The organism is Achromobacter sp. RT286_PF (assembly GCF_059760425.1).
Genome location: NZ_JCBAMR010000021.1, coordinates 1 through 24,287 on the forward strand (window position 1 = coordinate 1; position 24,287 = coordinate 24,287).

The 24,287-nt window shown below is 64.3% G+C and carries 21 protein-coding genes; 7 read left to right on the forward strand and 14 right to left on the reverse strand.

Annotation, left to right across the window (positions count from 1 at the left end):
• Nucleotides 1-243: 243 nt before the first annotated feature.
• Entirely contained in the window at nt 244-1,650 is a 1,407-nt protein-coding gene (locus tag AC6LJY_RS16980) for a sigma-54-dependent transcriptional regulator (RefSeq protein ID WP_498136401.1), read from the reverse strand.
• Nucleotides 1,647-3,503: a sensor histidine kinase gene (locus AC6LJY_RS16985; RefSeq protein ID WP_498136430.1), complete on the reverse strand. Its 1,857-nt coding sequence runs from the start codon at nt 3,501-3,503 to the stop codon at nt 1,647-1,649. Before AC6LJY_RS16985 ends, AC6LJY_RS16980 begins: the two co-directional genes overlap by 4 nt.
• Nucleotides 3,504-3,908: 405 nt before the next feature.
• Here AC6LJY_RS16985 and AC6LJY_RS16990 point away from each other — a divergent pair, with 405 nt between their 5' ends.
• Nucleotides 3,909-5,261 (forward strand): dicarboxylate/amino acid:cation symporter, encoded by a 1,353-nt coding sequence (locus tag AC6LJY_RS16990; protein ID WP_046807836.1) that lies wholly within the window; start codon nt 3,909-3,911, stop codon nt 5,259-5,261.
• Nucleotides 5,262-5,377: 116 nt separating this feature from the next.
• Here AC6LJY_RS16990 and AC6LJY_RS16995 read toward each other — a convergent pair whose 3' ends face one another.
• From AC6LJY_RS16995 to AC6LJY_RS17025, 7 genes are all read right to left on the reverse strand, one after another.
• Nucleotides 5,378-6,004 (reverse strand): Maf family protein, encoded by a 627-nt coding sequence (locus AC6LJY_RS16995; RefSeq protein ID WP_314359932.1) that lies wholly within the window; start codon nt 6,002-6,004, stop codon nt 5,378-5,380.
• Nucleotides 6,005-6,044: 40 nt separating this feature from the next.
• Nucleotides 6,045-6,515 (reverse strand): 23S rRNA (pseudouridine(1915)-N(3))-methyltransferase RlmH, encoded by a 471-nt coding sequence (gene rlmH / locus AC6LJY_RS17000; protein ID WP_006218506.1) that lies wholly within the window; start codon nt 6,513-6,515, stop codon nt 6,045-6,047.
• A gap of 9 nt (nt 6,516-6,524) precedes the next feature.
• Nucleotides 6,525-6,929, reverse strand: a complete 405-nt coding sequence (rsfS, locus tag AC6LJY_RS17005; protein ID WP_046807834.1) for a ribosome silencing factor — start codon at nt 6,927-6,929, stop codon at nt 6,525-6,527.
• Nucleotides 6,930-7,003: 74 nt separating this feature from the next.
• Entirely contained in the window at nt 7,004-7,591 is a 588-nt protein-coding gene (gene nadD / locus AC6LJY_RS17010) for a nicotinate (nicotinamide) nucleotide adenylyltransferase (RefSeq protein ID WP_046807833.1), read from the reverse strand.
• Nucleotides 7,588-8,499 (reverse strand): oxygen-dependent coproporphyrinogen oxidase, encoded by a 912-nt coding sequence (gene hemF, locus AC6LJY_RS17015; RefSeq protein WP_120154595.1) that lies wholly within the window; start codon nt 8,497-8,499, stop codon nt 7,588-7,590. The genes nadD and hemF overlap by 4 nt, the downstream gene beginning before the upstream one ends.
• 11 nt (nt 8,500-8,510) lie before the next feature.
• Nucleotides 8,511-9,818 (reverse strand): phosphoribosylamine--glycine ligase, encoded by a 1,308-nt coding sequence (gene purD / locus AC6LJY_RS17020; RefSeq protein ID WP_104145737.1) that lies wholly within the window; start codon nt 9,816-9,818, stop codon nt 8,511-8,513.
• 126 nt (nt 9,819-9,944) lie between these two features.
• Entirely contained in the window at nt 9,945-10,676 is a 732-nt protein-coding gene (locus tag AC6LJY_RS17025) for a YebC/PmpR family DNA-binding transcriptional regulator (protein WP_046807830.1), read from the reverse strand.
• 161 nt (nt 10,677-10,837) lie between these two features.
• On the opposite strand from AC6LJY_RS17025, the gene AC6LJY_RS17030 reads away from it, so the two are divergent.
• From AC6LJY_RS17030 to AC6LJY_RS17040, 3 genes are all read left to right on the forward strand, one after another.
• Nucleotides 10,838-12,367 (forward strand): helicase HerA-like C-terminal domain-containing protein, encoded by a 1,530-nt coding sequence (locus AC6LJY_RS17030; protein WP_498136402.1) that lies wholly within the window; start codon nt 10,838-10,840, stop codon nt 12,365-12,367.
• Between the two features lie 129 nt (nt 12,368-12,496).
• Nucleotides 12,497-13,564, forward strand: coding sequence for a tartrate dehydrogenase (locus tag AC6LJY_RS17035; protein ID WP_498136403.1), 1,068 nt, complete (start codon nt 12,497-12,499; stop codon nt 13,562-13,564).
• 35 nt (nt 13,565-13,599) lie between these two features.
• Complete coding sequence (locus AC6LJY_RS17040) at nt 13,600-14,577, forward strand: WaaZ-like lipopolysaccharide core biosynthesis protein (protein WP_104145733.1); 978 nt, start codon at nt 13,600-13,602, stop codon at nt 14,575-14,577.
• Nucleotides 14,578-14,661: 84 nt separating this feature from the next.
• Here AC6LJY_RS17040 and AC6LJY_RS17045 read toward each other — a convergent pair whose 3' ends face one another.
• The 5 genes from AC6LJY_RS17045 to AC6LJY_RS17065 all read right to left on the reverse strand — a co-directional run bounded on the left by AC6LJY_RS17045 (nt 14,662) and on the right by AC6LJY_RS17065 (nt 20,468).
• Nucleotides 14,662-16,278: a DHA2 family efflux MFS transporter permease subunit gene (locus AC6LJY_RS17045; RefSeq protein WP_314359942.1), complete on the reverse strand. Its 1,617-nt coding sequence runs from the start codon at nt 16,276-16,278 to the stop codon at nt 14,662-14,664.
• On the reverse strand, nt 16,275-17,468 hold the full coding sequence (locus AC6LJY_RS17050; RefSeq protein WP_046803730.1) for an HlyD family secretion protein: 1,194 nt from the start codon (nt 17,466-17,468) through the stop codon (nt 16,275-16,277). The genes AC6LJY_RS17045 and AC6LJY_RS17050 overlap by 4 nt, the downstream gene beginning before the upstream one ends.
• A 22-nt stretch (nt 17,469-17,490) precedes the next feature.
• Nucleotides 17,491-18,936: an efflux transporter outer membrane subunit gene (locus AC6LJY_RS17055; protein ID WP_314359944.1), complete on the reverse strand. Its 1,446-nt coding sequence runs from the start codon at nt 18,934-18,936 to the stop codon at nt 17,491-17,493.
• 106 nt (nt 18,937-19,042) lie between these two features.
• The gene (locus AC6LJY_RS17060) at nt 19,043-19,549 is read right to left on the reverse strand and encodes a MarR family winged helix-turn-helix transcriptional regulator (protein ID WP_498136404.1); all 507 of its coding nucleotides are present in this window, start codon (nt 19,547-19,549) and stop codon (nt 19,043-19,045) included.
• Nucleotides 19,550-19,580: 31 nt separating this feature from the next.
• Complete coding sequence (locus tag AC6LJY_RS17065; protein ID WP_104145731.1) at nt 19,581-20,468, reverse strand: DMT family transporter; 888 nt, start codon at nt 20,466-20,468, stop codon at nt 19,581-19,583.
• A 72-nt stretch (nt 20,469-20,540) separates the two neighbouring features.
• Here AC6LJY_RS17065 and AC6LJY_RS17070 point away from each other — a divergent pair, with 72 nt between their 5' ends.
• The 3 genes from AC6LJY_RS17070 to styD all read left to right on the forward strand — a co-directional run bounded on the left by AC6LJY_RS17070 (nt 20,541) and on the right by styD (nt 24,285).
• Nucleotides 20,541-21,524 carry a DMT family transporter gene (locus tag AC6LJY_RS17070; protein ID WP_046803726.1) on the forward strand — a complete coding sequence of 328 codons (984 nt, stop codon included), beginning with the start codon at nt 20,541-20,543 and terminating at the stop codon, nt 21,522-21,524.
• 51 nt (nt 21,525-21,575) lie between these two features.
• Entirely contained in the window at nt 21,576-22,565 is a 990-nt protein-coding gene (locus AC6LJY_RS17075) for a quinone oxidoreductase family protein (RefSeq protein WP_046803725.1), read from the forward strand.
• A gap of 208 nt (nt 22,566-22,773) precedes the next feature.
• Complete coding sequence (styD, locus tag AC6LJY_RS17080) at nt 22,774-24,285, forward strand: phenylacetaldehyde dehydrogenase StyD (protein ID WP_498136405.1); 1,512 nt, start codon at nt 22,774-22,776, stop codon at nt 24,283-24,285.
• The last annotated feature ends 2 nt before the right edge of the window (nt 24,286-24,287 follow it).

Consider the following 24,287-nt stretch of genomic DNA (forward strand, 5'->3'; position numbering starts at 1 on the left):
CCATCCCGAACAGGACAGTGAAACGCCTTCGCGCCGATGATAGTGGACGGACGTCTGTGAAAGTAGGTCATCGTCAGGCTTTTATTGCGCAAAACCCCACAGGTAATCCTGTGGGGTTTTGTTTTTTTGTTTTTCGGTTTTTGGTTTTTGGTTTAAGTTTTAGTTTGAGAATTCATGAGAAAAGCCCCGCTGCTTGCAGCGGGGCTTTTCTGTTTATCGCCGCTAGTTGGACCACGAGTGCGATTACGACGCCGACAAGTACTGCTGACGGTCTATGCCATGACGCTGAAGTTTGTCGTAGAACGTCTTGCGCGGAATACCTAGCGATTCAAGCGTGGCTTTGATGTCGCCTTGATGGATTTGAAGCGCATCGCGTATCAGTTGAGCTTCAAATTGCTCCATACGCTCGGGCAGGGTTTGCTTATTGTCGGGCGCTTGTACGGGGCTGGATTTCACTGTGTCCGGGACGCCCAGGACCAGGCGTTCCGCGAAGTGGGCAAGCTCGCGCACGTTGCCGGGCCACGCGTGTGTCATCACATGCTGGGTAATTGAGCTTGGTATGTCCGGGATGTCTCGCTGGAAGCGGCGTGACGCGTGACCAAGGTAATGCGCGAACAGCAGAGGAATGTCCTCACGGCGCTCGCGCAGGGGCGGAATGCGGATGGTGACGACGTTCAGCCGATAGAAAAGGTCTTCCCGGAATTTGCCACGTATGGAGGGATCGCCCAGGTCTTCCTTGGTGGCTGCCACCACACGCAAGTCCAGGTTGCGAACCTCATTGCTGCCCAGCGGGGTGATCTGGCGTGATTCGAGCACGCGCAGCAGCTTCACCTGTACTGCCAACGGCATGCTTTCGATCTCGTCCAGGAAAAGAGTCCCGCCGCTGGCGTGTTCGATGCGCCCAATGCGCTTCCTCTGCGCGCCAGTGAAGGCGCCGGCTTCGTGACCGAATAACTCGCTTTCTATAACGCTTTCCGGCAATGCGCCGCAATTGATCGCAACCAGAGAACGATGGCGGCGCCGGCTCAAGCGGTGAAGCGCAGTCGCGACGACCTCTTTGCCGGTGCCCGTCTCTCCCTCTACGAGTACGTCGACATTTGCGTCGGCGATGTGGCGCAGCGTTTCCTTGATACGTTGCATCGCCGGCGTCGAGCCGATAAACGGGACCTCGTCTGCCTCGACGGCAAACGCCGCCTCCCGCAGGCGCCGATTCTCCAGCACCAGACGACGTTTTTCCGAAGCGTGAAGGATGGCGGTCGTCAGCCGGTCAGGCGCATACGGCTTGGCCAAAAAGTCATAGGCGCCATCGCGCATGCACTGCACCGCCGTAGCGATATCGCCATGGCCGGTGATCAAAATGACGGGAAGCTCCGGATCGATGTCGCGCAAGCGACGGAATAATTGCAGCCCGTCGATGTCGGGCATGCGGATGTCTGTGACCACCACGCCATCAAACCCGCGATGCAGCGTCGGAAGTGCTGAGCGCGCCGAGTTGTGCGCGTCTACCGTCATGCCATGCAACTTCAATGTCTGAACGTTGGCGCGGCGCAAGTCTTCATCGTCGTCGATGAAGACGACATGCGGCGGGCCGGGCTGACCGTCGTCAAGCGCCGCGACCGCGTAGGGGGAGGTGTCGGAAGGATGGTTCATGGCGAAATGGCTGGCCGGTAATGCGCGGTGGGCGCCTTGCGTAATGTGAGTATGAAAGTGGCGCCGCCCAGGGCGCCGGGCAGAGGCGGAAACGCGGGGTCGTTCGGGTCCACGGCCAACAAGTCGCCGCCGAATTCGGCGACGATGTCGCGGCATATCACCAGCCCCAGTCCCAAGCCTTCCGCTTTTGTCGTGTAGAAGGGCGTGAAAAGGCGTGCGCGCGTGTCGGCGGCAAGGCCGGGGCCGTTGTCGCTGACCGAGAGTCGCACGGTTTCGCCCAGGTCTTGCAGCGCTACGAGCACGCGGCCGTCGGCAACGCCTTCCAGCGCTTCCATTGCGTTCTGCAGCAAATTCACCAACACCTGTTCGAGGCGAATGCGGTCGGCACGGACCAGCACATCCTGGTCGTCGGGCGGCCGTACCAGGGTGACCCCTTGCCTGCGCGCACGCGGCCCGATCAGCAGCAGTGCGCCTTCCATGGCGTCCTTCAGGCTTGTCGGCCCCACTGAGGTGCCCGCCTTGCGCGAGAATGCGCGGAGTTCGCCGGTGATGTGGCCGATGCGTTCTGTCAACGCGGCGATGGTGCCCAGGTTCTCATTGACGGCCGCCATGTCGTCGCGGCGCACGAATTCGGTGGCGTTGTCGGCGTAGGCGCGGATTGCCGCAACGGGCTGATTGATCTCGTGGGCCACCCCCGCCGCCACCTGGCCGAGCAGCGCCAGCTTACTGGCCTGGACCAGTTCGTCCTGCATGGTGTGCAAGCGGGCTTCGGCCCGCTGCCGCTCGTCCATCTCGTCCATTAACTGCTCATTGAGTTCGCTAAGCTGCGCGGTACGTTCGCCGACCAGTGCAGCCAGCTGAGCCTGCGTGGCCGCTTGCTGCTGGGCTTGCTCGCGATTGCGTTGGCGCCGGTAAAGCACGATGCCCAGCGCCGCGGCCAAGAGGCTTAGCGCAAGCAGTGCCGCCATTTGGGCGTTGGCGGTGGCCTGGTTCATGGCGGCCTGGACTGGCGACAAAAGGTGCAGCGTCCAACCCGGCGACTCGGTGATCGGCAGCGTTGTGTGCAGCAGCGGAGCGCCTTTTGGAATCAGCGGCAAGGCGTCGTCAGTGTGTACCAACTGACCATTGCCCACGGACGACAGCGGTGGCGTCAGCGGCAAGGTTTGAAAGCGGGCATCACCGAACTGGAGACTGGTGCGCAGCGTCTGTGCCAAGTCGGGAGACAGGGGCGCCAACACGTCGAACCGCCAATCCGACACGCTGCCCAGCAGCACCACGCCATGTTCGTCCGTGACGAAGATGGGCGCGATGGATTGGCGCCAGTCGGATTCCAGGTCGCGAAAGTCCACCTTCAAGACGATCACACCCAACATGGCGCCTTGCGCGTCGTCCACCCGACGGGACAGGTACAGCCCGGCTTCGTGGCTGATCGTTCCCAACGCGAAATGTTCTGCCGAGCCTCGGGCAACCGCGCCTTGAAAGTACGGCCGAAACTGATAATCCACTCCGACAAAGGTGGCGGGTTCTCGCCAATTGCTGGCTGCAATTGCCAAGCCCGTCTTGTCCAGCAGGTAGATCGCCGACGCGCCGACGCCACGCGTCAGTGTGTCGAGCTTGTCATCCAGCGATTCCACCTGAGCGGCCGAGGCGCCTTGCAACACCGCGCGCACGTCCACGTCCCGGGTCAAGACAAAGGGCAGCGCGCGGAATTTGTCGAGGTTGTTGCGCAGCAAGGCTGCGTTGATCTGCCCCGCGCTACGCGCTTGAAGCGTGGCGCTTTTGATGGCGTTCTCGCGCGCCCAGTCGGTGGCCGCCTGCAACACCCCGGCCACCACGCCGATGACGACCAGCATGGCAAGCACGCGCGCGCGCCAAGGCCGGGGCGCTGGGCGGGTGGGGGACCAGGCCAGGTTTGAATGCGCGGAACCGGCAGAGGATGCGGGGCGGGCGGCGCGAGAGGAAGGAGCTTTGGACATGATGTGTGGGTTTCCGCACATTCTAGCTTGATTCTGTGTGGTTATCCGCCATTTGGTTCGCCCCATACCAAACGGAAATCGGGTGAACTCTTTAACTATCAATGACTTGCCGTCAATGTATAGGCCGCCCACGACCTGGCACGGGTCTTGCGTATATAGCCATAAGCCGAGCCGCTTTCCGCGCGCCCGGTGAAATCGGCGTGCGGCCACTGCGCATTGCCATAAAACAGAAAACGCCCCGTCGCCCGTTGCGGCAAGGGGCATTGGTGGGGACAAATCCCGATGATCGAAGTAGATCAAGGCGCGCCTGCGCGCAAGCTCAAGTTCTATCAAATCCTGTACGTGCAGGTAATTTTCGCCATCGTGATCGGGGTGCTGCTCGGCGCGTTCAAGCCTGAACTCGGCCAACAGATGCAGCCCCTGGGCGACGCCTTCATCAAGCTGGTCAAGATGATCATCGCACCGGTCATCTTCCTGACCGTGGCCTCGGGCATCGCGGCGATGAGCGACCTGAAGAAGGTTGGACGCGTGGCCGGCAAGGCCATGCTGTACTTTCTGATTTTCTCGACGCTTGCGCTGATCATCGGCATGGTGGTCAGCCATATCGTCCAGCCGGGCGCGGGCATGCATATCGACCCCAGCACCCTGGACCAAAAGGCCGTGGCGAATTTCGTGGCCAAGGCCCACGACTCGACCATCACCGGCTTCCTGATGAACATCATCCCGACGACGATCTTCAGCCCATTCGTGGGCGGGGACATTCTTCAGGTGTTGTTCGTGGCGGTGCTGTTCGGCATTTCGCTGGCCATGGTGGGCGAGCGCGGCAAGCCGATCCTGAACTTCATGACCGCATTGGCCCAGCCGATTTTCAAGCTGGTCGCCATTTTGATGAAGGCCGCGCCCATCGGTGCATTCGGCGCGATGGCGTTCACCATCGGCAAGTACGGCATCAAGTCGGTCGTGAACCTGGCCATGCTGGTCGGCACGTTCTACGCGACCTCGGTCCTGTTCGTCGTCGTGGTGCTGGGCCTGGTTGCCCGCTACAACGGTTTTTCGATTCTGAAGCTGGTGCGCTACATCCGCGAAGAATTGCTGTTGGTGCTGGGCACGAGTTCATCGGAAGCCGCGCTGCCCACGCTGATGCAGAAGATGGAACGCGCCGGCTGTTCCAAGTCGGTGGTCGGGCTGGTAGTGCCCACGGGATACTCGTTCAATCTGGACGGCACCAACATCTACATGACGATGGCCGCGCTGTTCATCGCCCAGGCCTGCGACATTCCGCTGTCGTTGGGCGACCAGATCTTGCTGCTGGCGGTTGCCATGCTCAGCTCCAAGGGTGCGGCGGGCGTGACCGGCGCCGGCTTCATTACCTTGGCTGCCACCTTGTCGGTGGTGCCGTCGGTGCCGATCGCCGGGATGACGCTGATCCTGGGCGTGGACCGCTTCATGTCCGAATGCCGCGCATTGACCAACCTGGTGGGTAACGCTACCGCTGCCGTCGTGGTGGCCCGCTGGGAGGGCGAGTTGGATCAAGAGCAATTGCACGCCGCGTTGGACGGCCAGCCTATGGCCGGTGGACCGGCCGGCGACATGCCTGCGCCGGAAACGCATGCGGCGATCAGCCACACGGCCTGAGGCCTTAGCTAAAGCACGTCTTGCAATGAAAAATCCCCCGCGTCGGTTGCGACATGCGGGGGATTTTTTTTAGGCGCTGCGGGACGGCCCTAGCCAATCGACAATGCGATGCCGGTTCAGGGCACGTGAATGCCCGCTGTTCGCAGCAGGTTTGCCGTTTCGAATAGTGGCAAACCCATCACACCCGTATAGCTGCCGGAGATGTGCGAGATAAAGGCGCCGGCCAGCCCCTGAATGCCGTACGCGCCCGCCTTGCCGTAGGGCTCGCCACTGTCGCAGTAGCGGCCGATTTCGTCGTCGCCCAGTTCGCGCATCTGAACCTGGGTGATGGACACGGCTTCAAGCAACTGCCCGCCCGCGCAAACCGCCACCGCCGTGTGCACCTCGTGTACCGAACCGGACAAGGCACGCAGAATCCGGAAGGCGTCTTCACGATCGGCGGGCTTGCCCAGCACGGCGCCATTCAGAATGACAGTGGTGTCGGCGGCCAGTAGCGGCAGGTCGGGCAGTGCGTGGTCGTGCATCCAGTCGCGGCCGCGCAGCGCCTTGTCACGGGCGGTGCGCTGGACGTAGTCGGCGGCGCTTTCACCTTCGTGTTGGGGTTCGTCTTCGCCCGGGGGGGCAGGCACAAGCAAGACTTTGTGCGCAAGACCGATCTGCGTTAGCAGTTCGCGCCGCCTGGGGCTGGCCGATGCCAGGTAAAGGCGGGCGGGGGAAGCGTCGGTGTCGGCGGTGTGAGACATGCGTGAACGCGTAAAAAATGGGGCGCTGCCCGGCCGGCGGTCAGGCGCGGTGGTAGGGGTGATTGGTCATGATGGCCCAGGCGCGATAGAGCTGTTCGGCCAACACCACGCGGACCATCGGATGGGGCAGGGTCAACGACGACAAGCGTAGCTGACCGCTGCACGAGGCCTTCAGGTCGGCGTCCAGGCCATCTGGCCCGCCGACGAGGAAGGCGACGTCCTGGCCACCGGCTCGCCATTGTTCCAGCTTTTGCGACAGGGCCATCGTGGTCAGGTCGCGGCCGCGCTCGTCCAGGGCCAGGCGTAGCGCGCCTGGCGGCAGCGCGGCTTCGATGCGTTTGGCTTCGGCAGCCATCATCTGGGCGGGCGTTTTGCCGGTGGTACGCGGTTCGGGTTTGATCTCGCGCAGTTCCAGCGCGCAATCGGCGGGCAGGCGCTTGGCGTAGTCGGCCCAGGCCGTCTCGACCCAATCCGGCATACGCGTTCCCACCGCCGCAACAATCAATTTCACGGCAGGAACTCAGGCTTCGGCGTCGTCGTAGCCGCTGTCGGTGGGGATCGGCGCTACGCGGGTCGACTCCGGCAGCAGCTTCACTCGGACCGGCTTGCCACCCCAGATTTCTTCCAGGTTGTAGTACTGGCGAATCGCGGGCTGCATGATGTGCACGACCATGTCGCCCAGGTCGACGACGACCCATTCACCGGTGTCTTCACCTTCGATGGTGATGCCGGTCAGTTCAAGTGCGCGGCCACGGTCGGCCACGCTTGAAGCCAGGGCCCGGGTTTGGCGGTTGGAGGTGGCGCTGGCAATCACGACGCGATCGAACAAGCTTGTCAGATGCGTGGTGTTGTAGACCTTGATGTCTTGCGCCTTGACGTCTTCGAGGGCATCGATGACGGCGCGTTGGAGTTTCGTTATATCCATAGCTGCAAATATAACCCGCGGACGGACGGCGGATGCCGGCTCCGTGGCGCTTTCAGCGCCCGGCGGGTGTGGGTTTATCGGTAAAGTTGGTGCGCCGCAATATAAGCGGCGACCGAAGGGGCCAGCAGGCCGTCCGTGGACTCGCCCGCAGCCAGCCGGCGGCGGATGTCGGATGCGGACACCGCCATCGGGGCAAAGGGCAGTTCTTCCAGGCAGTGGCCTTGTTCTTGCAGCCAGGCGGTCAGTTCCGCCGGCGGCGTCAATGCCGTGCCGGGGCGGGTGGCCACGGCCAGGTCCACCAGGCTGGCAATGTCGCGCCAGCTGCGCCAAGTGCAGAAATTGGCAAGCTGGTCGGCACCCAGCAGCCAGACATAGCGCGCGCCCGAGGGCAGGGCGCGCAATGTGTCGATGGTGTAAGTGGGGCCGCTGCGTTCGATTTCGATTGGGTTGACGACCAGCCCGTCATGGCCGGCAATGGCCAGTTCAAGCATGTCGCGGCGTTGTTCGCCCGTGGCATGCAGGGCGGCGCGCTGCCAGGGATTGCCTGCCGGGATCAGTTCCACGGCGGCCAGATCCAGCGTGGACAGGGCGTTTTGCGCCAGCGCGACGTGGGCGACGTGGACCGGGTCGAAGCTGCCGCCCAGGAGGCCGATGCGCTTCAAACCCAATCCCGCGGCGTCAGGTACGGCGCGAGCTCGGCTTCGGGCGAGCCCGGTTCCGGGTGCCAGTCGTAGCGCCATTGCGCCATGGGCGGCATGGACAGCAGGATGGATTCGGTACGGCCGCCCGATTGCAGGCCAAACAGCGTGCCGCGATCGAACACCAGGTTGAATTCCACATAGCGGCCACGGCGGTACGCCTGGAAATCGCGCTCGCGCTCTGTGTAGGCCATGCCGCGCCGACGTTCGACGATGGGCAGATAGCTGTGCAGGAACGCGTCGCCTACCGACCGCGTCAAGGCGAACGAGGCGTCAAAGCCCGGCGCGTTCAGGTCGTCAAAGAAAACGCCGCCGATGCCGCGCGTTTCGTTGCGATGCTTCAGGTAGAAGTATTCGTCGCACCAGCGCTTGTAGCGCGGATAGTAGTCCGGGCCGTGGCTGGCCAGTGCGTCGCGGCACACCGTATGGAAATGGCGCGCGTCTTCTTCAAACGGGTAATACGGGGTCAGGTCAATGCCGCCGCCGAACCAGAAGATGTCGGCTTCGTCATGCCCGGGCCGGGCCGCCGCCACGAACATGCGCACGTTCATGTGGGTGGTGGGCACGTACGGGTTGCGGGGGTGCAGCACCATCGACACGCCCATCGCTTCCCAGGCGCGGCCGGCAAGCTCGGGGCGGTGGGCGCTGGCCGACGGGGGCAGCTTGGTGCCCTTGACGTGGCTGAACAGCACGCCCGCGCGTTCGAACAGTTGGCCGCCTTCCAACAGCCGCGACAGCCCGCCGCCGCCCTCGGGCCGGACCCATTCGTCAGCACGGAACGGGCCGCCTTCCGCGGCTTCCAGCGCCTGGACGATACGGGCCTGAAGGCCGGTGAGGTAATCGCGGACAGTGGCGACGGGCAAGGCGTTCATCGGCTTTCCGCTTACGCGTTGGACTTCGGTTTCTGTTGCGACGGCTTCAGGGCGCGCCAGCCGATATCGCTACGGTATTGGCGGCCATCGAAATGGATACCGTCGATGGCTTCGTACACGCGGTCGCGCGCCATCTTGACCGAATCGCCCAGTGCCGTAACGCATAGCACGCGACCGCCGGTGGTCTTGGTTTCTTCGCCCGTCAGTTCGGTGGCGGCGTGGAACACCATGCAGTCCTCGGCATCGGCGGGAAGGCCGCGGATGACGTCGCCGGTGCGCGGGGTGTTCGGGTAATTGTGCGAGGCCAGCACCACGCCCAGCGCGGTGCGGCGGTCCCAGACGATATCGGCCTGGTTCAGCGTGCCGTCCACGGCGTGCTCAAGCGCGTCCAGCAGATCGCTCTTGACGCGCATCATGATGGGCTGCGTTTCCGGGTCGCCCATGCGGCAGTTGAATTCCAGCGTCTTGATCTCGCGGTCGGGGTCATCGCCCGGGGCGATCATCAGGCCCGCGTACAGGAACCCGGTATACGGAATGCCGTCGCGCGTCATGCCCTGCACGGTCGGCAGGATGATTTCGCGCATGATGCGGTGGTGCAGTTCGGGCGTAACGATCGGCGCGGGCGAATACGCGCCCATGCCGCCGGTGTTCGGGCCCTGGTCGCCGTCTTGCAGGCGCTTGTGGTCCTGGCTGGTGGCCAGCGCCAGCACGTTGCGGCCGTCGCACATGACGATGAAGCTGGCTTCTTCGCCCACCAGGCATTCTTCGATGACGACGCGAGCGCCCGCGGCGCCCATCGAGCCGTCGCCCAGCATGGCGTCAACGGCGGCGTGGGCCTCTTCCAGTGTGGCCGCGACCACAACGCCCTTGCCGGCCGCCAGGCCGTCAGCCTTGATGACGATGGGGGCGCCTTCCTGGTCGATATAGGCGTGCGCCTGGACCGGGTCGGTAAAGGTGGCGTAGCGCGCGGTCGGGATGTTGTGCCGGACCATGAAGGCCTTGGCGTAGTCCTTCGAGCTTTCCAGCTGCGCGGCGGCCTTGGTGGGGCCGAAAATCTTCAGGCCACGCGCACGGAACACGTCCACGACGCCCGAGGCCAGCGGCGCTTCCGGGCCGACGACCGTCAGCGCGATTCCTTCGCGCTGGACAAAATCGGCCAGCTCCTCGGCATTGGTCAGCGGGATGTTTTCCATCTGCTCGGCCCGTTGCGTGCCGCCGTTACCCGGCGCGACGAACACCTTGTGTACGCGCGGGGAGCGGGCCAGCCGCCAGGCGAGGGCATGTTCGCGGCCGCCCGAGCCAATTACCAGGAGTTTCATGTTGCGTGATTCTGAAGGTTGCCACTCTAGCCCGTGGAGAAGGCGACGGACCCGGGACCACCCGGGGCCGTTTCACATTCCAGCGCGGCGGCGGCCGGGGCCGTCGACGTGCTGAAACCGTGGGATTTACTGCGCTTCGTCGAAAATGACGGTGGTATAGACTTCCTGCACGTCGTCCAGGCCTTCCAGGGCGTCGAGCAGTTTTTGCATCTTGATGGCGTCTTCGCCGGCCAGCTCGGTTTCGTTCAGCGCCTTCATGACGATGCCGTCCACTTCCGCCTTCAGGCCCGCGTCGTCAAACGCCTTGCGTACGGCAGCGTAGTCGGCCGGCGCGCAAACGACTTCGATCACGCCTTCTTCGTCGGTCGTGACGTCTTCGGCGCCCGCATCCAATGCGGCTTCCATGACTTTGTCTTCGGGCGTGCCCGGGGCGAATACAAATTGGCCACAGTGCTTGAACATGAACGCCACCGAGCCTTCCTGGCCCAGGTTGCCGCCGTTCTTGGCAAACGCGTGGCGAACTTCAGCCACGGTGCGGGTGCGGTTGTCGGTCATGCAGTCGACGATGACCGCCGCGCCGCCGATGCCGTAGCCTTCGTAGCGGACTTCCTCGTAGGCGTCGCCGTCGGCACCGCCGGCGCCACGCTGGATGGCGCGCTGGATGTTGTCCTTGGGCATGTTGGCGTCGGTCGCCTTGTCCCACGCCATGCGCAGACGCGGGTTGCTGTCCGGGTCGGCGCCGCCGGCGCGCGCCGCCACGGTAATTTCACGAATGATCTTGGTCCAGAGCTTTCCGCGCTTGGCGTCTTGGCGCCCTTTGCGGTGCTGAATATTGGCCCATTTGCTGTGTCCGGCCATGGCTTCCCAGGATAAATTGGCTGCAAAAAAGGCATTTTACCGTGCCGACGGGCCTAGCGCCCGGGGCAGGGCTGCCTGTGTCGATATTGCCACGCGCACAAGCCGCGCGGCAGGCTCTACACTTGGGCATCCTTTAGCTTCCCGGTCCGGAGCGCTGCCCCATGCCCAACCCCATCGTCATCGCCAAAAACGCCCAGACCGAGCTCGCGCTGCTGCCCGCCCTGGCCAACCGGCACGGTTGCATTACCGGGGCCACCGGCACGGGCAAAACCGTCACCCTGCAAGTGCTGGCGGAATCCTTTTCCCGTATCGGCACGCCGGTGTTCATGGCCGACGTCAAGGGTGACCTGACCGGTATTTCGCAGGCGGGGGCGGCCAGCCCCAAGCTGGCCGAACGCCTGAAAAGCCTGGGGCTGGACGAGCCCGTCTGGGGAGCCAGCCCCGTCACGCTCTGGGACGTCTTTGGCGAGCAAGGCCAGCCGGTGCGAGCCACCATTACCGATATGGGCCCGCTGCTGCTGTCGCGCATCCTGGAACTGAACGACACGCAGGAAGGGGTGCTGACGCTGGTGTTCAAGGTGGCTGACGACGAAGGCCAATTGTTGTTGGACCTGAAAGACCTGCGCGCCATGCTGCAAAACGTGGCGGACCGCTCGGCCGAGCTCAAGACCCGCTACGGCAACGTTTCGTCGGCCAGCGTCGGCGCCATCCAGCGCGGCCTGCTGGCGCTGGAATCGCAGGGCGCTGAAAAGTTCTTTGGCGAGCCCATGCTGGACGTCGCCGACCTGATGCGTACGGACGCGCAAGGCCGCGGCATGGTCAACGTGCTGGCCGCCGACAAGCTGATGCAGGCCCCGCGCCTGTACGCCATCTTCCTGCTGTGGTTGTTGGCCGACCTGTACGAAAAGTTGCCCGAAGTGGGCGACATGGACCAGCCCAAGCTGGTGTTCTTTTTTGATGAAGCGCACCTGCTGTTCAACGATGCGCCTGCCGCGTTGCTGAACAAGATCGAACAAGTGGTGCGGCTGGTGCGCTCCAAGGGGGTGGGCGTCTACTTCGTGACGCAAAATCCGCTGGATATTCCCGATACCGTGCTGGGGCAGCTGGGCAATCGCGTGCAGCACGCGCTGCGGGCTTTCACGCCGCGCGATCAGAAGGCCGTCAAGACTGCCGCGCAAACCATGCGCCCCAACCCGGGGCTGGACATCGAAGCCGCCATTACCGAATTGGGCGTAGGCGAAGCGCTGGTGTCGTTGCTGGACGCCAAGGGGCGCCCCTTGCCCACCGAGCGCGCCTACATCGTGCCGCCTGCCAGCCGCATTGGCCCGGCCACCGACGCCGAACGCCAGGCGTTGCGCCAGGGCAGCCCCATGGCCGCCAAGTATGAAAAGGCCATCGATCGGGAATCCGCCTATGAGGTCCTTGCTGGGCGCGCCGCCGTCCCCGCGGACCCGCCGGCCACGGCCGGCCGCAATACGAACCCTGAACCCGATGCGCCGGCCCCGACCGACGAGGCGGGCGGCGGCCTGATGGGCCGTCTGAACGACGTGCTGTTCGGCTCTACCGGCCCACGGGGCGGCAAGCGCGACGGCGTTGTCCAGACCATGGCCAAAAGTACGGCCCGGTCCATCGCGCGCGAACTGACACGTGGCATCCTCGGGTCGCTGCTGGGCTCAAAGACCCGGCGCTGAATCGCCCGGGGGCATCCTCGACGTTACAGGCTGCGCGGCACCACCGTTTTGTAACGGGGGGTGTTGCGCCGTGGTCGTTTATGCCTATGATTCTGGGCGGTCTATCAAAGGAAAACTTAAGGAAACGTGGTGGCTAAGAAACACAAGATTGCGGTGATTCCAGGAGACGGGATTGGCAAGGAGGTCGTGCCGGAAGGTTTGAAGGTGCTGGATGCCGTGGCCAAGCGCTTCGGCATCGAATTCCAGTGGGATCATTTCGACTGGAGCTGCGACTATTACGCCCAGCACGGCAAGATGATGCCGGACGACTGGAAGACGCAAATCGGCCAACACGAGGCCATTTTCTTCGGTTCGATTGGCTGGCCCGCCACCGTGCCCGACCACGAGGCGCTGTGGGGCTCGCTGTTCAAATTCCGTCGCGAATTTGATCAATACATCAATTTGCGACCAGTGCGCCTGATGCCCGGCGTGCCCTCGCCGCTGGCGGATCGCAAGCCCGGCGATATCGATTTCTTCATCGTCCGCGAAAACACCGAAGGCGAATACTCCAATAGCGGTGGCCGTTTGTTCGAGGGCACCGAGCGCGAAGTCGTCATTCAGGAAAGCGTGTTCACGCGTATCGGTGCGGACCGCGTGCTGAAGTTTGCATTCGAGCTTGCCCAAAAGCGCGGCAAGCACCTGACCGCTGCCACCAAATCCAATGGCATTTCGATTTCCATGCCGTGGTGGGACGAGCGCGTTGCAGACATCGCCGGGAACTATCCGGACGTGCGTTGGGACAAATACCACATCGATATCCTGTGCGCGCACTTCGTGCAGCACCCGGATTGGTTCGACGTGGTGGTGGCTTCGAATTTGTTTGGCGACATTCTTTCCGACCTTGGGCCGGCTTGCACGGGCACGATCGGTATCGCACCGTCCGCGAACCTGAACCCCGAGCGCAAGTTCCCGTCCTTGTTCGAGCCGGTTCATGGATCGGCCCCGGACATCTACGGCAAGGGTATCGCCAACCCGATCGGGCAAATCTGGAGCGGCGCGCTGATGCTTGATTTCCTGGGTTACCCGCAGGCATCGGAAGCGGTGGTGAAGGCAATCGAAACCGTGTTGGCGGAGGGTCCGCGCACACGGGACATGAAGGGCACCGCGTCGACCGTCGACGTCGGCAACGCCATTGCGTCGCTGATTTCTGCCGGTTGAACGCATTAAGCGGGTACGGCCAATCAGGCTAGTTGATGGAACAATTAATCTCCCCCACTTCCGCCGCCCACGTGGGCGGTGGCCGTGCCGACCGCTTCGTGCGCAAGCTTTTCCGTTTGCTGCGTTCGCGCACGCAACGGCATAACCAGCATCTGTGGCCCTTTGTGCGGATCTGGCGTGACCGCACGGGCGCCATTTGCGGCTTCCGTGCCTTTGGCCGGTCGTTGCCCTTGACGCCCTTGTCGCAAGGGTACGACCGCGCCGACGAAACGGTGCACTTGATCCTGAGCGGCCCGTCGGTCGCCCAGATTCCGTACGACCAGCTGGACATACGCGTGGCGATGGGCGTGAACGGCGCCATCGCGCTGGCCCGCAAGTTTGATCTGCCGTTCAAGTACTACTGCATCATCGACCAGAATTTCGTGCGGGAGCGCATTGAATTGGTGCGCGAAATCGTCTCCCGCGACCTGACGCTGTACGTCTTCCCGGAAGTGCTGCGCTACATCATGCAGGGCATCCCGCAGGACCAGATCCGCTGCCGCATCTGCATTATTGAAATGATCTCCGAACGCGCCTACCAGCGCAGCGCGGCGCCCGCCGTGCTCAAGCGGATTGCCGCCGCCACGCCGGACGTGCAGTTGCTGGACGCCAAGCAGGGGCTGGGCTACAGCTTTGACGCATCGCTAGGCGTGTTCGACGCCGACACCGTGGCCTACGCGGCCTTGCAGGTGCTGGTCTCAGGCGGGGCGCGGCAGGTGTTCGTGCACGGGCTGGACCTTACCGTGCAAAATGGGCTGCGCTTTTATGACGAGGGCGGCCGTCCCCAGACCAGCCGACTGGCGCGCAATTTCGCGCACCTGATTGAACCGTCGTTCCGGTTTGCCGCCGCGCAGTGGCGAGCGCGCGGCGTGTCGGTATTCAACCTGTCGCCCGTCAGCGCCTTGTCGGCCGACATCATCGAACGGCGCGATTGGCAGGCGTTCTTGAAACCGGACGCGCTGAACATGCCATAGTCGCGCACGGCCAGCCGCCGGGTAAAAAAGGGCGCCAGCGAAATCGCTGGCGCCCTATTTATTTCACCGCAGCCCGGCGCGGCGTCAGTGCGCGCCTGCCGCCGCTTCCGCTGCACCGCCGTCCCCTGCCTTGGACGAACGGGGGCGCGCAAACCAGACCAGACCCGTCAGCATCAGGAAGATGACGGCCGACGCATAGAACACGTCCACCGCCGACATCGTGAACGCCTGCGCGTTGATCAGGCCGTCAACCATGCTCAGGGCCTGCTGATGCGACACGCCCAGGCCGTTTTGCAACGTGTTGACCGTCTGGTCGAAAGCCTGCTGGCCGGGCTTGGCAATTTCGGTCAGCTGCGAGTGGTGCATGGTGGCGCGGTTTTCCCACAGCGTGGTGGCGATAGACGTGCCGAACGCGCCCGCCGTCAGCCGCAGGAAGTTTGACAGGCCCGACGCAGCGGGTATGCGCCAGGGTTCGATGCTGGACAGCGTGATGGACGTCAGCGGCACGAAGAACGCCGCCATTGCCGCGCCCTGGATGATGGTGGGCAGCATCAGCGTGCGCACGTCGGTCTGCGTGTTGAACCCGGACCGCATGAAGCACACCAGCGCGAAGATCAGGAACGCCACGGTCACGATCTGGCGCGGGTCGCGCGTGGCCAGCATCTTGCCGACGATAGGCGTCAGCAAGATGGCCAGCAGCCCAACCGGCGCGGTCACCAGGCCGGCGTAGGTGGCGGTGTAGCCCATATTGCTTTGCAGCCACAGCGGCAGCAGCACCACGTTGCCGAAGAACACGCCGTAAGCCACGGCCAAGGTCAGTGCGCCCACGGTGAAGTTGCGGACCTTGAACAGGCGCAAGTCCACCACCGGGTGGGCGTCGGTCAATTCCCAGATCAGGAAGAATACGAACGCCACAAAGGCCGTCGCCGCCAGCGCGATGATGGTCGGGCTGGCGAACCAATCCAGTTCCTTGCCCTTGTCCAGCATGATTTGCAGCGCGCCCACCCAGACCACCAGCAACACCAGGCCCAGCTTGTCGATGGGCAGCTTGCGCGTGACCGATTCGCGGTTGCCGTAGATGCGCCAGCTGATCCAGGCGGCCAGCAAGCCCACCGGGACGTTGATGTAGAAGATCCACGGCCAGGTGTAGTTGTCGGAAATCCAGCCCCCCAGCAGCGGCCCTGCCACGGGCGCGACCAGCGTGGTCATGGACCACACCGCCAGCGCCATGCCCGCCTTGGACTTGGGGAAGCTGGCCAGCATCAGCGTTTGCGACAGCGGAATCATCGGCCCGGCCACCGCGCCCTGCAACACCCGAAACGCGATCAGCGCTTCCAGCGACGGCGCAAAGCCGCACAGCCACGAGGCCAGCACGAACAGCAACGTCGAGATCAGGAACAGGCGCACCTGCCCGAAACGCTGAGTCAGCCACCCGGTCAAGGGCACCGTGATGGCGTTGGCAACGGCGAACGACGTAATGACCCAGGTGCCCTGGCTGGTGCTCACGCCCAGGTCGCCGGAAATCGTGGGGATGGACACGTTCGCAATCGACGTGTCCAGCACGTTCATGAACACCGCCGTGGACAGCGCGATGGACCCGATGATGCGGGCCGCGCCTTCCAGGGGCGGGTGGGTGCCCGGCGGGCGGGCGGGTTCGATGGGGGGCGCGCCAGCGCCCGCGGGCTGGGCGGTCGTGCTCATGATGCGAGGTTGTCGTCGATGATTTTCTTGATCATGGCGTCGACGTCGTCGTGCGCGGGTTCGAAGGCGCGCGTGGACCAGGCGGGCTCATTGCGCACGGCTTGCGTCAGCGCTTCGCCGTCTTGTTGGCCGACGTCCACTTCCACGTCCATCGACAGGCCGACGCGCAACGGGTGCGTCTTCAGGTCTTCGGGGTCGAGCAGGATGCGCACGGGCACGCGCTGCACGACCTTGATCCAGTTGCCCGTGGCGTTCTGCGCGGGCAAGAGCGCGAAGGCGCTGCCGGTGCCGGCATCCAGGCCGGCTACCTTGCCGTGATAAACGACCGAGCTGCCGTAAAGGTCGGCCACCATCTTGACCGGCTGGCCGATGCGCATCTTGCGCAGCTGGCCTTCCTTGAAGTTGGCTTCCACCCAGACCTGGTCCAGCGGCACCACGGTCATCAGCGCGGTGCCCGGGGCCACGCGCTGCCCCACTTGCGCGCTGCGGCGGGCGATGACGCCACCCACCGGCGCGGGCAGCACCGTACGCGACTGGGCCAGCCACGCGTTGCGCAAGCCCGCGGCGGCTTGCAGCACGTCGGGGTGATTGGCAACGGTCGTGCCTTGCGTCAGCGCCTGGTTGGTGGCCAGCTTGGCGCGCGAGGCGGCCAGCGCGGCGCGGGCCTGTGCCAGACCGGACTGCGCCGACTTCAGCGCGGCTTCGGCGTGTAGGATTTCTTCACCGCTGACGCCGCCCGACTTGGCCAGTTGCTGGCGACGGGTGACGTCGCTTTGCGCGCGGGTCAGCTCGGCCTGGGCGCGCAGGATGTCGGCATTGCGCAGATCGACGTCGGCGGCCAGCGCATCGTTCTGCACGTAGTAGGTGCGAACCTGGCGCACCATCTGCGCCAGCTTGGCCTGCGCCTGTTGCAGGGCCACGTCGGTGTCGGCCGGGTCCAGGCGCACCAGTGGCTGGCCGGCGGCGACGGTTTCGGTATCGTCGGCCTCGATGGCGATCACGGTGCCGGGCACTTGCGGCGTAATCTGCACCAGGTTGCCGTGCACGTAGGCGTCGTCGGTGCTTTCAAAGTGGGCGCCAAACAGGAACCACCAGATGGCGTAGGCGATGGCGATAAGAATGAAGACGCCGGAGGCCAGCAGCAAGAGGCGTTTGCGGGCGGGATTGGCGGTGGGGGTGGCAGCGTTCATGACGTCTGAATCCGAGGATCGTTCACTGAATGGGGTTCGTGGCCGGGGCGGCCTGCGCGGCTTGCGCGGTGTCCGTGGGGGCGGGCGGGGTGTAGCCGCCGCCCAGCGCGTTGGCAAGATTGGCGTCAAGCTGGTAGGCGCGGATACGCAGATCGGTATCCATGCGCGCCTGTGTCAGCACGCCGGTTTGCGCGATCAGCACGGTGATGTAGTTGCCCAGCCCCGCCTTGTAGCGGTTAACGGCCAGGTCGTACGCGGCTTCGATGGCCTCGCGGGCCTGGCGCTGTTGGGTGCGTTCCTGTTCCAGCAGGCGCAGCCCGTCCAGCGCGTCGGCCACTTGATGCACGGCGTCCAGCACGGCCTGGTTGTAGTCGGACACGGCAAGGTCCGCGTCGGCGCGGCGGCCGGCCAGGTTGGCGTTTAATTCGCCACCGTGGAAGATCGGCAACGTGACGGCCGGGCCGAAGCCGGCAGTGCGGGCGGCAGCGCCAAGCAGGTTGCCCGTGCCCAATGCCTGGAAGCCGGCGAATGCCGTCAAGTTGACGTTGGGATAGAACTCGGCCTTGGCGGTATCGATGGCGCTGCGCGCGGCTTCGGCGCGCCAGCGCGAGGCCACGACGTCGGGCCGGTGGCCCAGCAGGTCCAGCGGGATGGCGGTGGGCACGACGCCCGCGGGGGCGGTCAGGTCCACCGCAACTAGCGATTGCCCGCGCTGCGGGCCCGCACCGGCCAGCGCCGCAACCTGGTTGCGCAGCTGCGCCAGCGTGGTTTCCGTCTGGGTCAGTTCGACCTTGCCGGCTGCCAACGAGGACTCAGCCTGTTTCACTTCCACCTGCGTGTCCAGCCCGGCGCTATAACGGCCCTGGGTCAGGGACAAGACGTCAGCGCGCTGCGCGATCACGCGCTTGAGCACGTCGCGTTGGGCAAAGGCGTTTTGCAGGTTCAGGTAGGCGCGCACGGTGGCGCTGGCGAGCATGTTGCGCGCGGCCTGGGCGTCGGCGGTGGCGGCTTCGCGCTCGGACACGGCCGACTTCAGGCGCGAACGGTTCTTGCCCCAGAAATCCAGTTCATAACTGAAATCCAGCGCCAGCCGGTTGTCGCTGACGACGGTGCCGCCCAGCGGGGCCGGGTAGATGTAGTCGGCCGACAGGTGTTCGCGATTCAGGGAGTAGTCGGCGTCCACACGGGGCATCAGCGGGGCGCGGGCAGAGCTGACGGCGGCGTTGGCCTTGGCCAGTCGCGCTTGGGCAGCGCTCATTGAGGGGCTGTTGGCCAGCGCTTCGTCCATCAGGGCGTTGAGCTGGTTGTCGCCGTAGCGTTGCCACCATTGCGTGTTGGGCCAGGCCGTGTCGTGAGCCGTCAGCCCCAGTTTGGCCGCATCCAGCGCTACGACGGGTTCGGGCCCGGGTTCCATCAGTGCGCAGCCGCTAAGTGCCAGCACCAATACGGTAGAAAGAAGGCGTTTCATCCTGACTGTTTGCTGAAAGTAATTGATTAATCTGTATTTGCCTAGGCAAACATTATGCCAAATAAAAACCCCGGTTCCGGGGGCAAGCATTGGGGGACGGGCGGCGTCACCGTTCCGGCGCCGTGCCCGAGGCCGAGCCGTTGGCGATCATGCGACGCAGGAAATGCATCAGCTGCGTTACTTCATCGGCCGAAAAACCGCGCAGGTGATGATTGAGCGAACGGGCGATGTTGGGCGCAATTTCGCGGGCCTTGGCTTCGCCCAGTTCCGTCAATTCAATCTTCACGACACGGCGGTCCTGCTGGCTGCGGTTGCGCCGCAGCAGGCCTTTTGCCTCTAAGCGGTCAAGCGCGCGGGTCATGGCGCCGGTGTCCATGTCGTTCAGGCGGGCCAGTTCGGCCGGGGTGTCGGCGCGCCCTAGAAAGACCATGGCCAGCGGACGCCATTGCATCGCGGTCAGGTCAAGCGGGGCCATTTCCTGGTCCAGCATTCGGGTCAGCGAGTGATAGACCAGCTTGATGAGGTAGCCGGCGTTCTCTTCCCCCATGCAGCGGTGATCGCTGCGGTAATGGACGGGGGAATCGGCGGCGGGCGGGGCAGTTTCGGAATTCATGGGCCGAATTTTACTGCCTAGTCAGTTATTGTCAAGGCTGCGAATTCGGCGCGTTATGGGCCTCGGGCGCGCCCTTGCGCAGGCCCGACCACACGATTGCGGCGACGATCAGGGCCGCGCCCGCCATCATGCGCGGCGTGGGTTCCTGGCTGAACAGCGCCCATGCAAAGGCAATGGCATAGACCGGTTCCAGCGCAATCACCAGCCCGGCCGTGCGTGCGTTAAGCCGCGTCAGGCTGGAGACAAACAGGTAGTGCGACAGCCCCGTGCAGAACACGCCCAGCAAGGCCAGCCAGAACCAGTCCACCGCCGGCAGCGCCGGCAGCTGGCCCACCGCAAACGGCACCATCACCAACGCCACGACGACGTTTTGCCAGCAGGCCACCTGCATCGGGTCCATGCCGGACGCAGAGCGGCGGTTGCTCAGGGCAAGCAGTGCAAACGTCAGGCCGGACAACAAGCCCCAGGCCAGGCCGATGGTGCCCTGGTCCGCCAGGTCGAAAGACGGGGTGACCAGGATGAGCCCGGCCGTGACCAGACCCAGCAACATCCATTCGCCGGCGCGGATGCGTTCGCGAAAGAGCAGGCCTTCGAATAGCGTGATGAAGGCCGGGAAGCTGGCGAAGCCCAGCGTGGCAATGGCGATGCCCCCAACCTTGACCGAAATGAAGAACGTGACCCAGTGCGCGGCCAGCAGCGCGCCGGCCAGTACCAGCACGAATAGTTGCGCGGGCGTCAGCACACCCAGCAGCGGCTTGCCGCGCAGCCGGGCAAAGACCCCCAGCGAAATTACCGCGAAGAGGGCGCGGCCCAGCGTGATGACGGCGGCGCTGGCTTGTATCAACTCCCCGAAAACGCCGGTCAGGCCGAAAAGCACGGCGGCAATATGGATATTCGTTAGAGCGCGTTGTCGGGTCATGCCTGGGGTGTCGATGCCAAAAAGCGATGTTGGGGCGTGCAAATCGGCTTGCACTGAATCTAAAATCATCGCATGAATCGTATTGCCAAGCTTTTGCCGCTTTATAGCCCGTCCGGTCGCGTGGCCGGAATCCTCATGGCGATGCTTGGCGCGGTGCTGTTTTCCGCGAAGGCGATTGTCGTCAAGTTCACCTATCGCTATGGGATTGACGCCGTTACGTTGATCGCCTTTCGCATGCTGTTCGCGATGCCGTTCTTCGCGGCGGTGGCCTGGTACCAGTCGCGCCGCGCCGCGCGGGGCGAGATCGTCGTCATGACTCCGAAGGAGCGCGTGCAGGTCATCGTGCTGGGGCTGCTGGGCTATTACCTGTCCAGTTTCCTGGATTTTCTGGGGCTGCGCTATATCACCGCCAGCCTTGAACGCTTGATCCTGTTTCTGTCGCCATCGCTGGTGGTGCTGCTGTCCGCGTTCTGGTTCAAGCGCCCCATCGAGCGCCGGCAGTGGCTGGCCATGGTGCTGTCTTATACGGGCGTGGTGCTGGTGTTTGCCCACGACCTGTCCTTCGGTGCCGGCAACGAGGTGCTGTTAGGGTCTTTGTTCGTTTTTGGCTCGGCGGCAAGCTATTCTGTGTACCTGATTTGTTCGGGCGAACTGATCAAGCGGGTCGGGCCGACGCGCCTGGTGGCCTACGCCATGCTGGTGTCGTGCATCGCCTGCATCATCCAGTTTTTTGTGATCCACCCGCCGTCAATGTTGATCCAGCCGGCGGGTGTGTATGGATATTCCGTTATTCACGCCACCTTGAACACGGTGGTGCCGGTGTTCATGCTGATGTGGGCGGTATCGCTGATCGGCGCGCCGACGGCCTCGTTGCTGGGCATGATGGGGCCGGTGTCGGTGCTGTTCCTGGCGTCGTGGTTCCTGGACGAGCCCATCACGGTATGGCAGATGGCGGGCACGGCCTTGGTGTTGACCGGCGTATTCGCATTGATGGGCGGCGGCGCCGGCAAAGCGGCACCGGTCGCCCCGCGCGAGGCCCCGCTGCCGCCGCGTTGAAATCTGGTTTTCTTGGTTTATTCGCATCACTTTCATTTAAAGGAGGCCAGCATGGCCAGCAATCTCGTCAAGGCAATTCGTATCGAGCAACACGGTGGTCCCGAAGTCCTGAAGCTGGTTGACGTTGAAGTGCCGGCGCCGGCCGCCAATGAAGTCACGATCGAACAGCACGCCGCTGGCCTGAACTTCATCGACATTTATTTCCGCACGGGCCTGTACCCCCATCCGTTGCCGCATGGCCTGGGCTTTGAAGCCGCCGGCGTGGTTACTGCCGTGGGCGCTGACGTCAAGCACCTGAAAAAGGGCGACCGCGTCGCGTACGGCCAAAGCCCCATCGGCGCGTACGCGCAGGCGCGCAATGTGCCCGCCAACCAGGTCGTGAAGGTGCCCAAGGGCATCGGCTTTGACGAGGCCGCCGCGCTGATGCTCAAGGGCTTGACGGTGCAATACCTGTTCCGCCAGACCTATCGCCTGCAAGGCGGTGAAACCATTCTGTTCCACGCGGCCGCCGGCGGCGTGGGCCTGATCGCCTGCCAATGGGCCAAGGCCCTGGGCGTGAAGCTGATCGGTACCGTGTCCAGCCCGGAAAAGGCCGAACTGGCCCGCGCCAACGGCGCCTGGGAAACCATCGACTACTCGCGCGAAAACGTCGCCGAGCGCGTGCTGGAATTGACCAAGGGCAAGAAAGTGCCGGTTGTGTACGACGGCGTGGGCAAGGACACCTGGGAAACCTCGTTGGACTGCATCGAGCCGCGCGGCCTGATGGTCAGCTTCGGCAACGCGTCCGGTCCGGTCGCCGGCGTCAACCTGGCCGTGCTGAACCAGAAGGGCAGCCTGTACGTGACGCGTCCGTCGCTGGGCGTGCATGTGAACACGCTGGAAAAGCTGCAAGCTGCCTCGGAAGAAGTGTTTGACCTGGTCTTGAAGAAGAAGATCAAGGTGCGCATCGACCAGCGCTATTCGCTGGAGCAAGCGGGCGAAGCGCAGACCGCGCTGGCCTCGCGCAAGACCACCGGCGCCACCGTGCTGATGCTGGACTGATCCGCCAGAATCGGCTGCCTGCCCTCGGGCCGGATCATGCCGTAGCCGGCTGAACCAGGGCCGGGCAAGACGCGCAATGCGCGGCTCGCCCGGCCCTTTTTTCTGCCGCGCGCCGTGCGCAGAATGACAAATCCCCATGCACGGCCCGACAAGCCTGCGCGCAATGCCGTTGCTATTCTGGCTCCACACTTTTTGTTGGAGCGTTCAGATGTCTTCAGCACGCAGCAGCGCCACCGACACCGCCGCCAGCGACCGCCCGGAACTGGCCGCCATCCGGGAATTCATGCTGATAGACGGGCAGCCGGTACACGAAGGGCAGGGCCAGCCGATCCCCGTGTACGACCCAGCCACCGGCCGCGTCATCGCCCACCAGCCCGATGCCGGACCCGCCCAGGTGGATCTGGCGGTACAAGCGGCGCGGCGCGCCTTTACCTCGGGCCCGTGGCGCGACATGCTGCCCGCCGGGCGCGAACGGCTGCTGCTGAAGCTGGCCGACCTGCTTGAACAGCACGGTACGGAACTGGCCCGTCTGGAAACGTTGAACAACGGCAAGCTGCTGGGCATTGCGCAGGGGCTGGAAGTGGGCGCGGGGGCACAGTGGCTGCGCTACATGGCCGGATGGGCCACCAAGATCACGGGCGACACACTGTCGCTGTCGATTCCGTTTCCCTCCGGCGTGCAGTACAGCGCCTACACGCGGGCGCAGCCGGTCGGGGTGGTCGGCGCCATCATTCCGTGGAATTTTCCCTTGTTGATGGCGGTGTGGAAGATCGCGCCCGCGCTGGCCACCGGCTGCACCGTTGTCCTCAAGCCCGCCGAAGAAACCCCGCTGACCGCGTTGCGGCTGGCCGAATTGGTGCTTCAGGCTGGCTTTCCACCGGGCGTCATCAATGTCATCACTGGCCGTGGCGAGACCACCGGCGCGGCGCTGGTCGCGCATCCGGGGATCAACAAAATTGCCTTCACCGGCTCTACCGAGGTCGGCAAGCTGATCGGCCGGGCCGCCATGGACGACATGAAGCGCGTGTCGCTGGAACTGGGCGGCAAATCCCCCGTCATCGTGCTGGATGACTGCGACGTGGACCGCGCCGTGCAAGGCGCCGCCGCCGCCATCTTCTTCAACCAGGGTCAGGTATGCACGGCGGGTTCGCGCCTGTACGTGCAACGTGGCCTGTATGACAAGGTGGTGCAGGGGCTGGCCGACGTGGCCGCCGGCATGACGCTGGGGTCGGGCTTTGATCCCGCCACGCAGATCGGGCCGCTGATTTCGGCGCGCCACAAGCAGCGTGTCATGGACTACATCGGTATCGGCCGCGCCGAAGGGGGGCGGGTACTGGCCGGGGGCGTGGCGGGCGATGGCGACGGCTACTTCGTGCGCCCCACCGTGTTCGCGGATGTACCGCAACAAGCGCGCATCACCCAGGAAGAAATCTTCGGGCCCGTCGTCGTGGCGCAATCGTTCGACACGCTGGATGACGCGGTGCGTCTGGCCAACGATAGCGCGTTCGGATTGGGCGCCAGCATCTGGAGCAACGACCTGGCGCGCGTGCAGCGCCTGATCCCGCAAATCGATGCGGGCACGGTGTGGGTCAACACGCACAACATGCTGGACCCCAACATGCCGTTTGGCGGGTTCAAGCAATCGGGCGTCGGCCGCGAACATGGCAGGGCGGTGATTGAGATGTATCTGGAGAAGAAGTCGGTTTGCATCGCGTACTAGAA

Excerpts from the sequence above, each read along its gene's own strand:
- AC6LJY_RS16980 (WP_498136401.1), bottom strand. The coding sequence starts at position 1,650 with ATGAACCATCCTTCCGACACCTCCCCCTACGCGGTCGCGGCGCTTGAC.
- AC6LJY_RS16985 (WP_498136430.1), bottom strand. The coding sequence starts at position 3,503 with ATGCTGGTCGTCATCGGCGTGGTGGCCGGGGTGTTGCAGGCGGCCACC.
- AC6LJY_RS16990 (WP_046807836.1), top strand. The coding sequence starts at position 3,909 with ATGATCGAAGTAGATCAAGGCGCGCCTGCGCGCAAGCTCAAGTTCTAT.
- AC6LJY_RS16995 (WP_314359932.1), bottom strand. The coding sequence starts at position 6,004 with ATGTCTCACACCGCCGACACCGACGCTTCCCCCGCCCGCCTTTACCTG.
- rsfS (WP_046807834.1), bottom strand. The coding sequence starts at position 6,929 with ATGGATATAACGAAACTCCAACGCGCCGTCATCGATGCCCTCGAAGAC.
- hemF (WP_120154595.1), bottom strand. The coding sequence starts at position 8,499 with ATGAACGCCTTGCCCGTCGCCACTGTCCGCGATTACCTCACCGGCCTT.
- purD (WP_104145737.1), bottom strand. The coding sequence starts at position 9,818 with ATGAAACTCCTGGTAATTGGCTCGGGCGGCCGCGAACATGCCCTCGCC.
- AC6LJY_RS17025 (WP_046807830.1), bottom strand. The coding sequence starts at position 10,676 with ATGGCCGGACACAGCAAATGGGCCAATATTCAGCACCGCAAAGGGCGC.
- AC6LJY_RS17030 (WP_498136402.1), top strand. The coding sequence starts at position 10,838 with ATGCCCAACCCCATCGTCATCGCCAAAAACGCCCAGACCGAGCTCGCG.
- AC6LJY_RS17040 (WP_104145733.1), top strand. The coding sequence starts at position 13,600 with ATGGAACAATTAATCTCCCCCACTTCCGCCGCCCACGTGGGCGGTGGC.
- AC6LJY_RS17045 (WP_314359942.1), bottom strand. The coding sequence starts at position 16,278 with ATGAGCACGACCGCCCAGCCCGCGGGCGCTGGCGCGCCCCCCATCGAA.
- AC6LJY_RS17050 (WP_046803730.1), bottom strand. The coding sequence starts at position 17,468 with ATGAACGCTGCCACCCCCACCGCCAATCCCGCCCGCAAACGCCTCTTG.
- AC6LJY_RS17055 (WP_314359944.1), bottom strand. The coding sequence starts at position 18,936 with ATGAAACGCCTTCTTTCTACCGTATTGGTGCTGGCACTTAGCGGCTGC.
- AC6LJY_RS17060 (WP_498136404.1), bottom strand. The coding sequence starts at position 19,549 with ATGAATTCCGAAACTGCCCCGCCCGCCGCCGATTCCCCCGTCCATTAC.
- AC6LJY_RS17065 (WP_104145731.1), bottom strand. The coding sequence starts at position 20,468 with ATGACCCGACAACGCGCTCTAACGAATATCCATATTGCCGCCGTGCTT.
- AC6LJY_RS17070 (WP_046803726.1), top strand. The coding sequence starts at position 20,541 with ATGAATCGTATTGCCAAGCTTTTGCCGCTTTATAGCCCGTCCGGTCGC.
- AC6LJY_RS17075 (WP_046803725.1), top strand. The coding sequence starts at position 21,576 with ATGGCCAGCAATCTCGTCAAGGCAATTCGTATCGAGCAACACGGTGGT.
- styD (WP_498136405.1), top strand. The coding sequence starts at position 22,774 with ATGTCTTCAGCACGCAGCAGCGCCACCGACACCGCCGCCAGCGACCGC.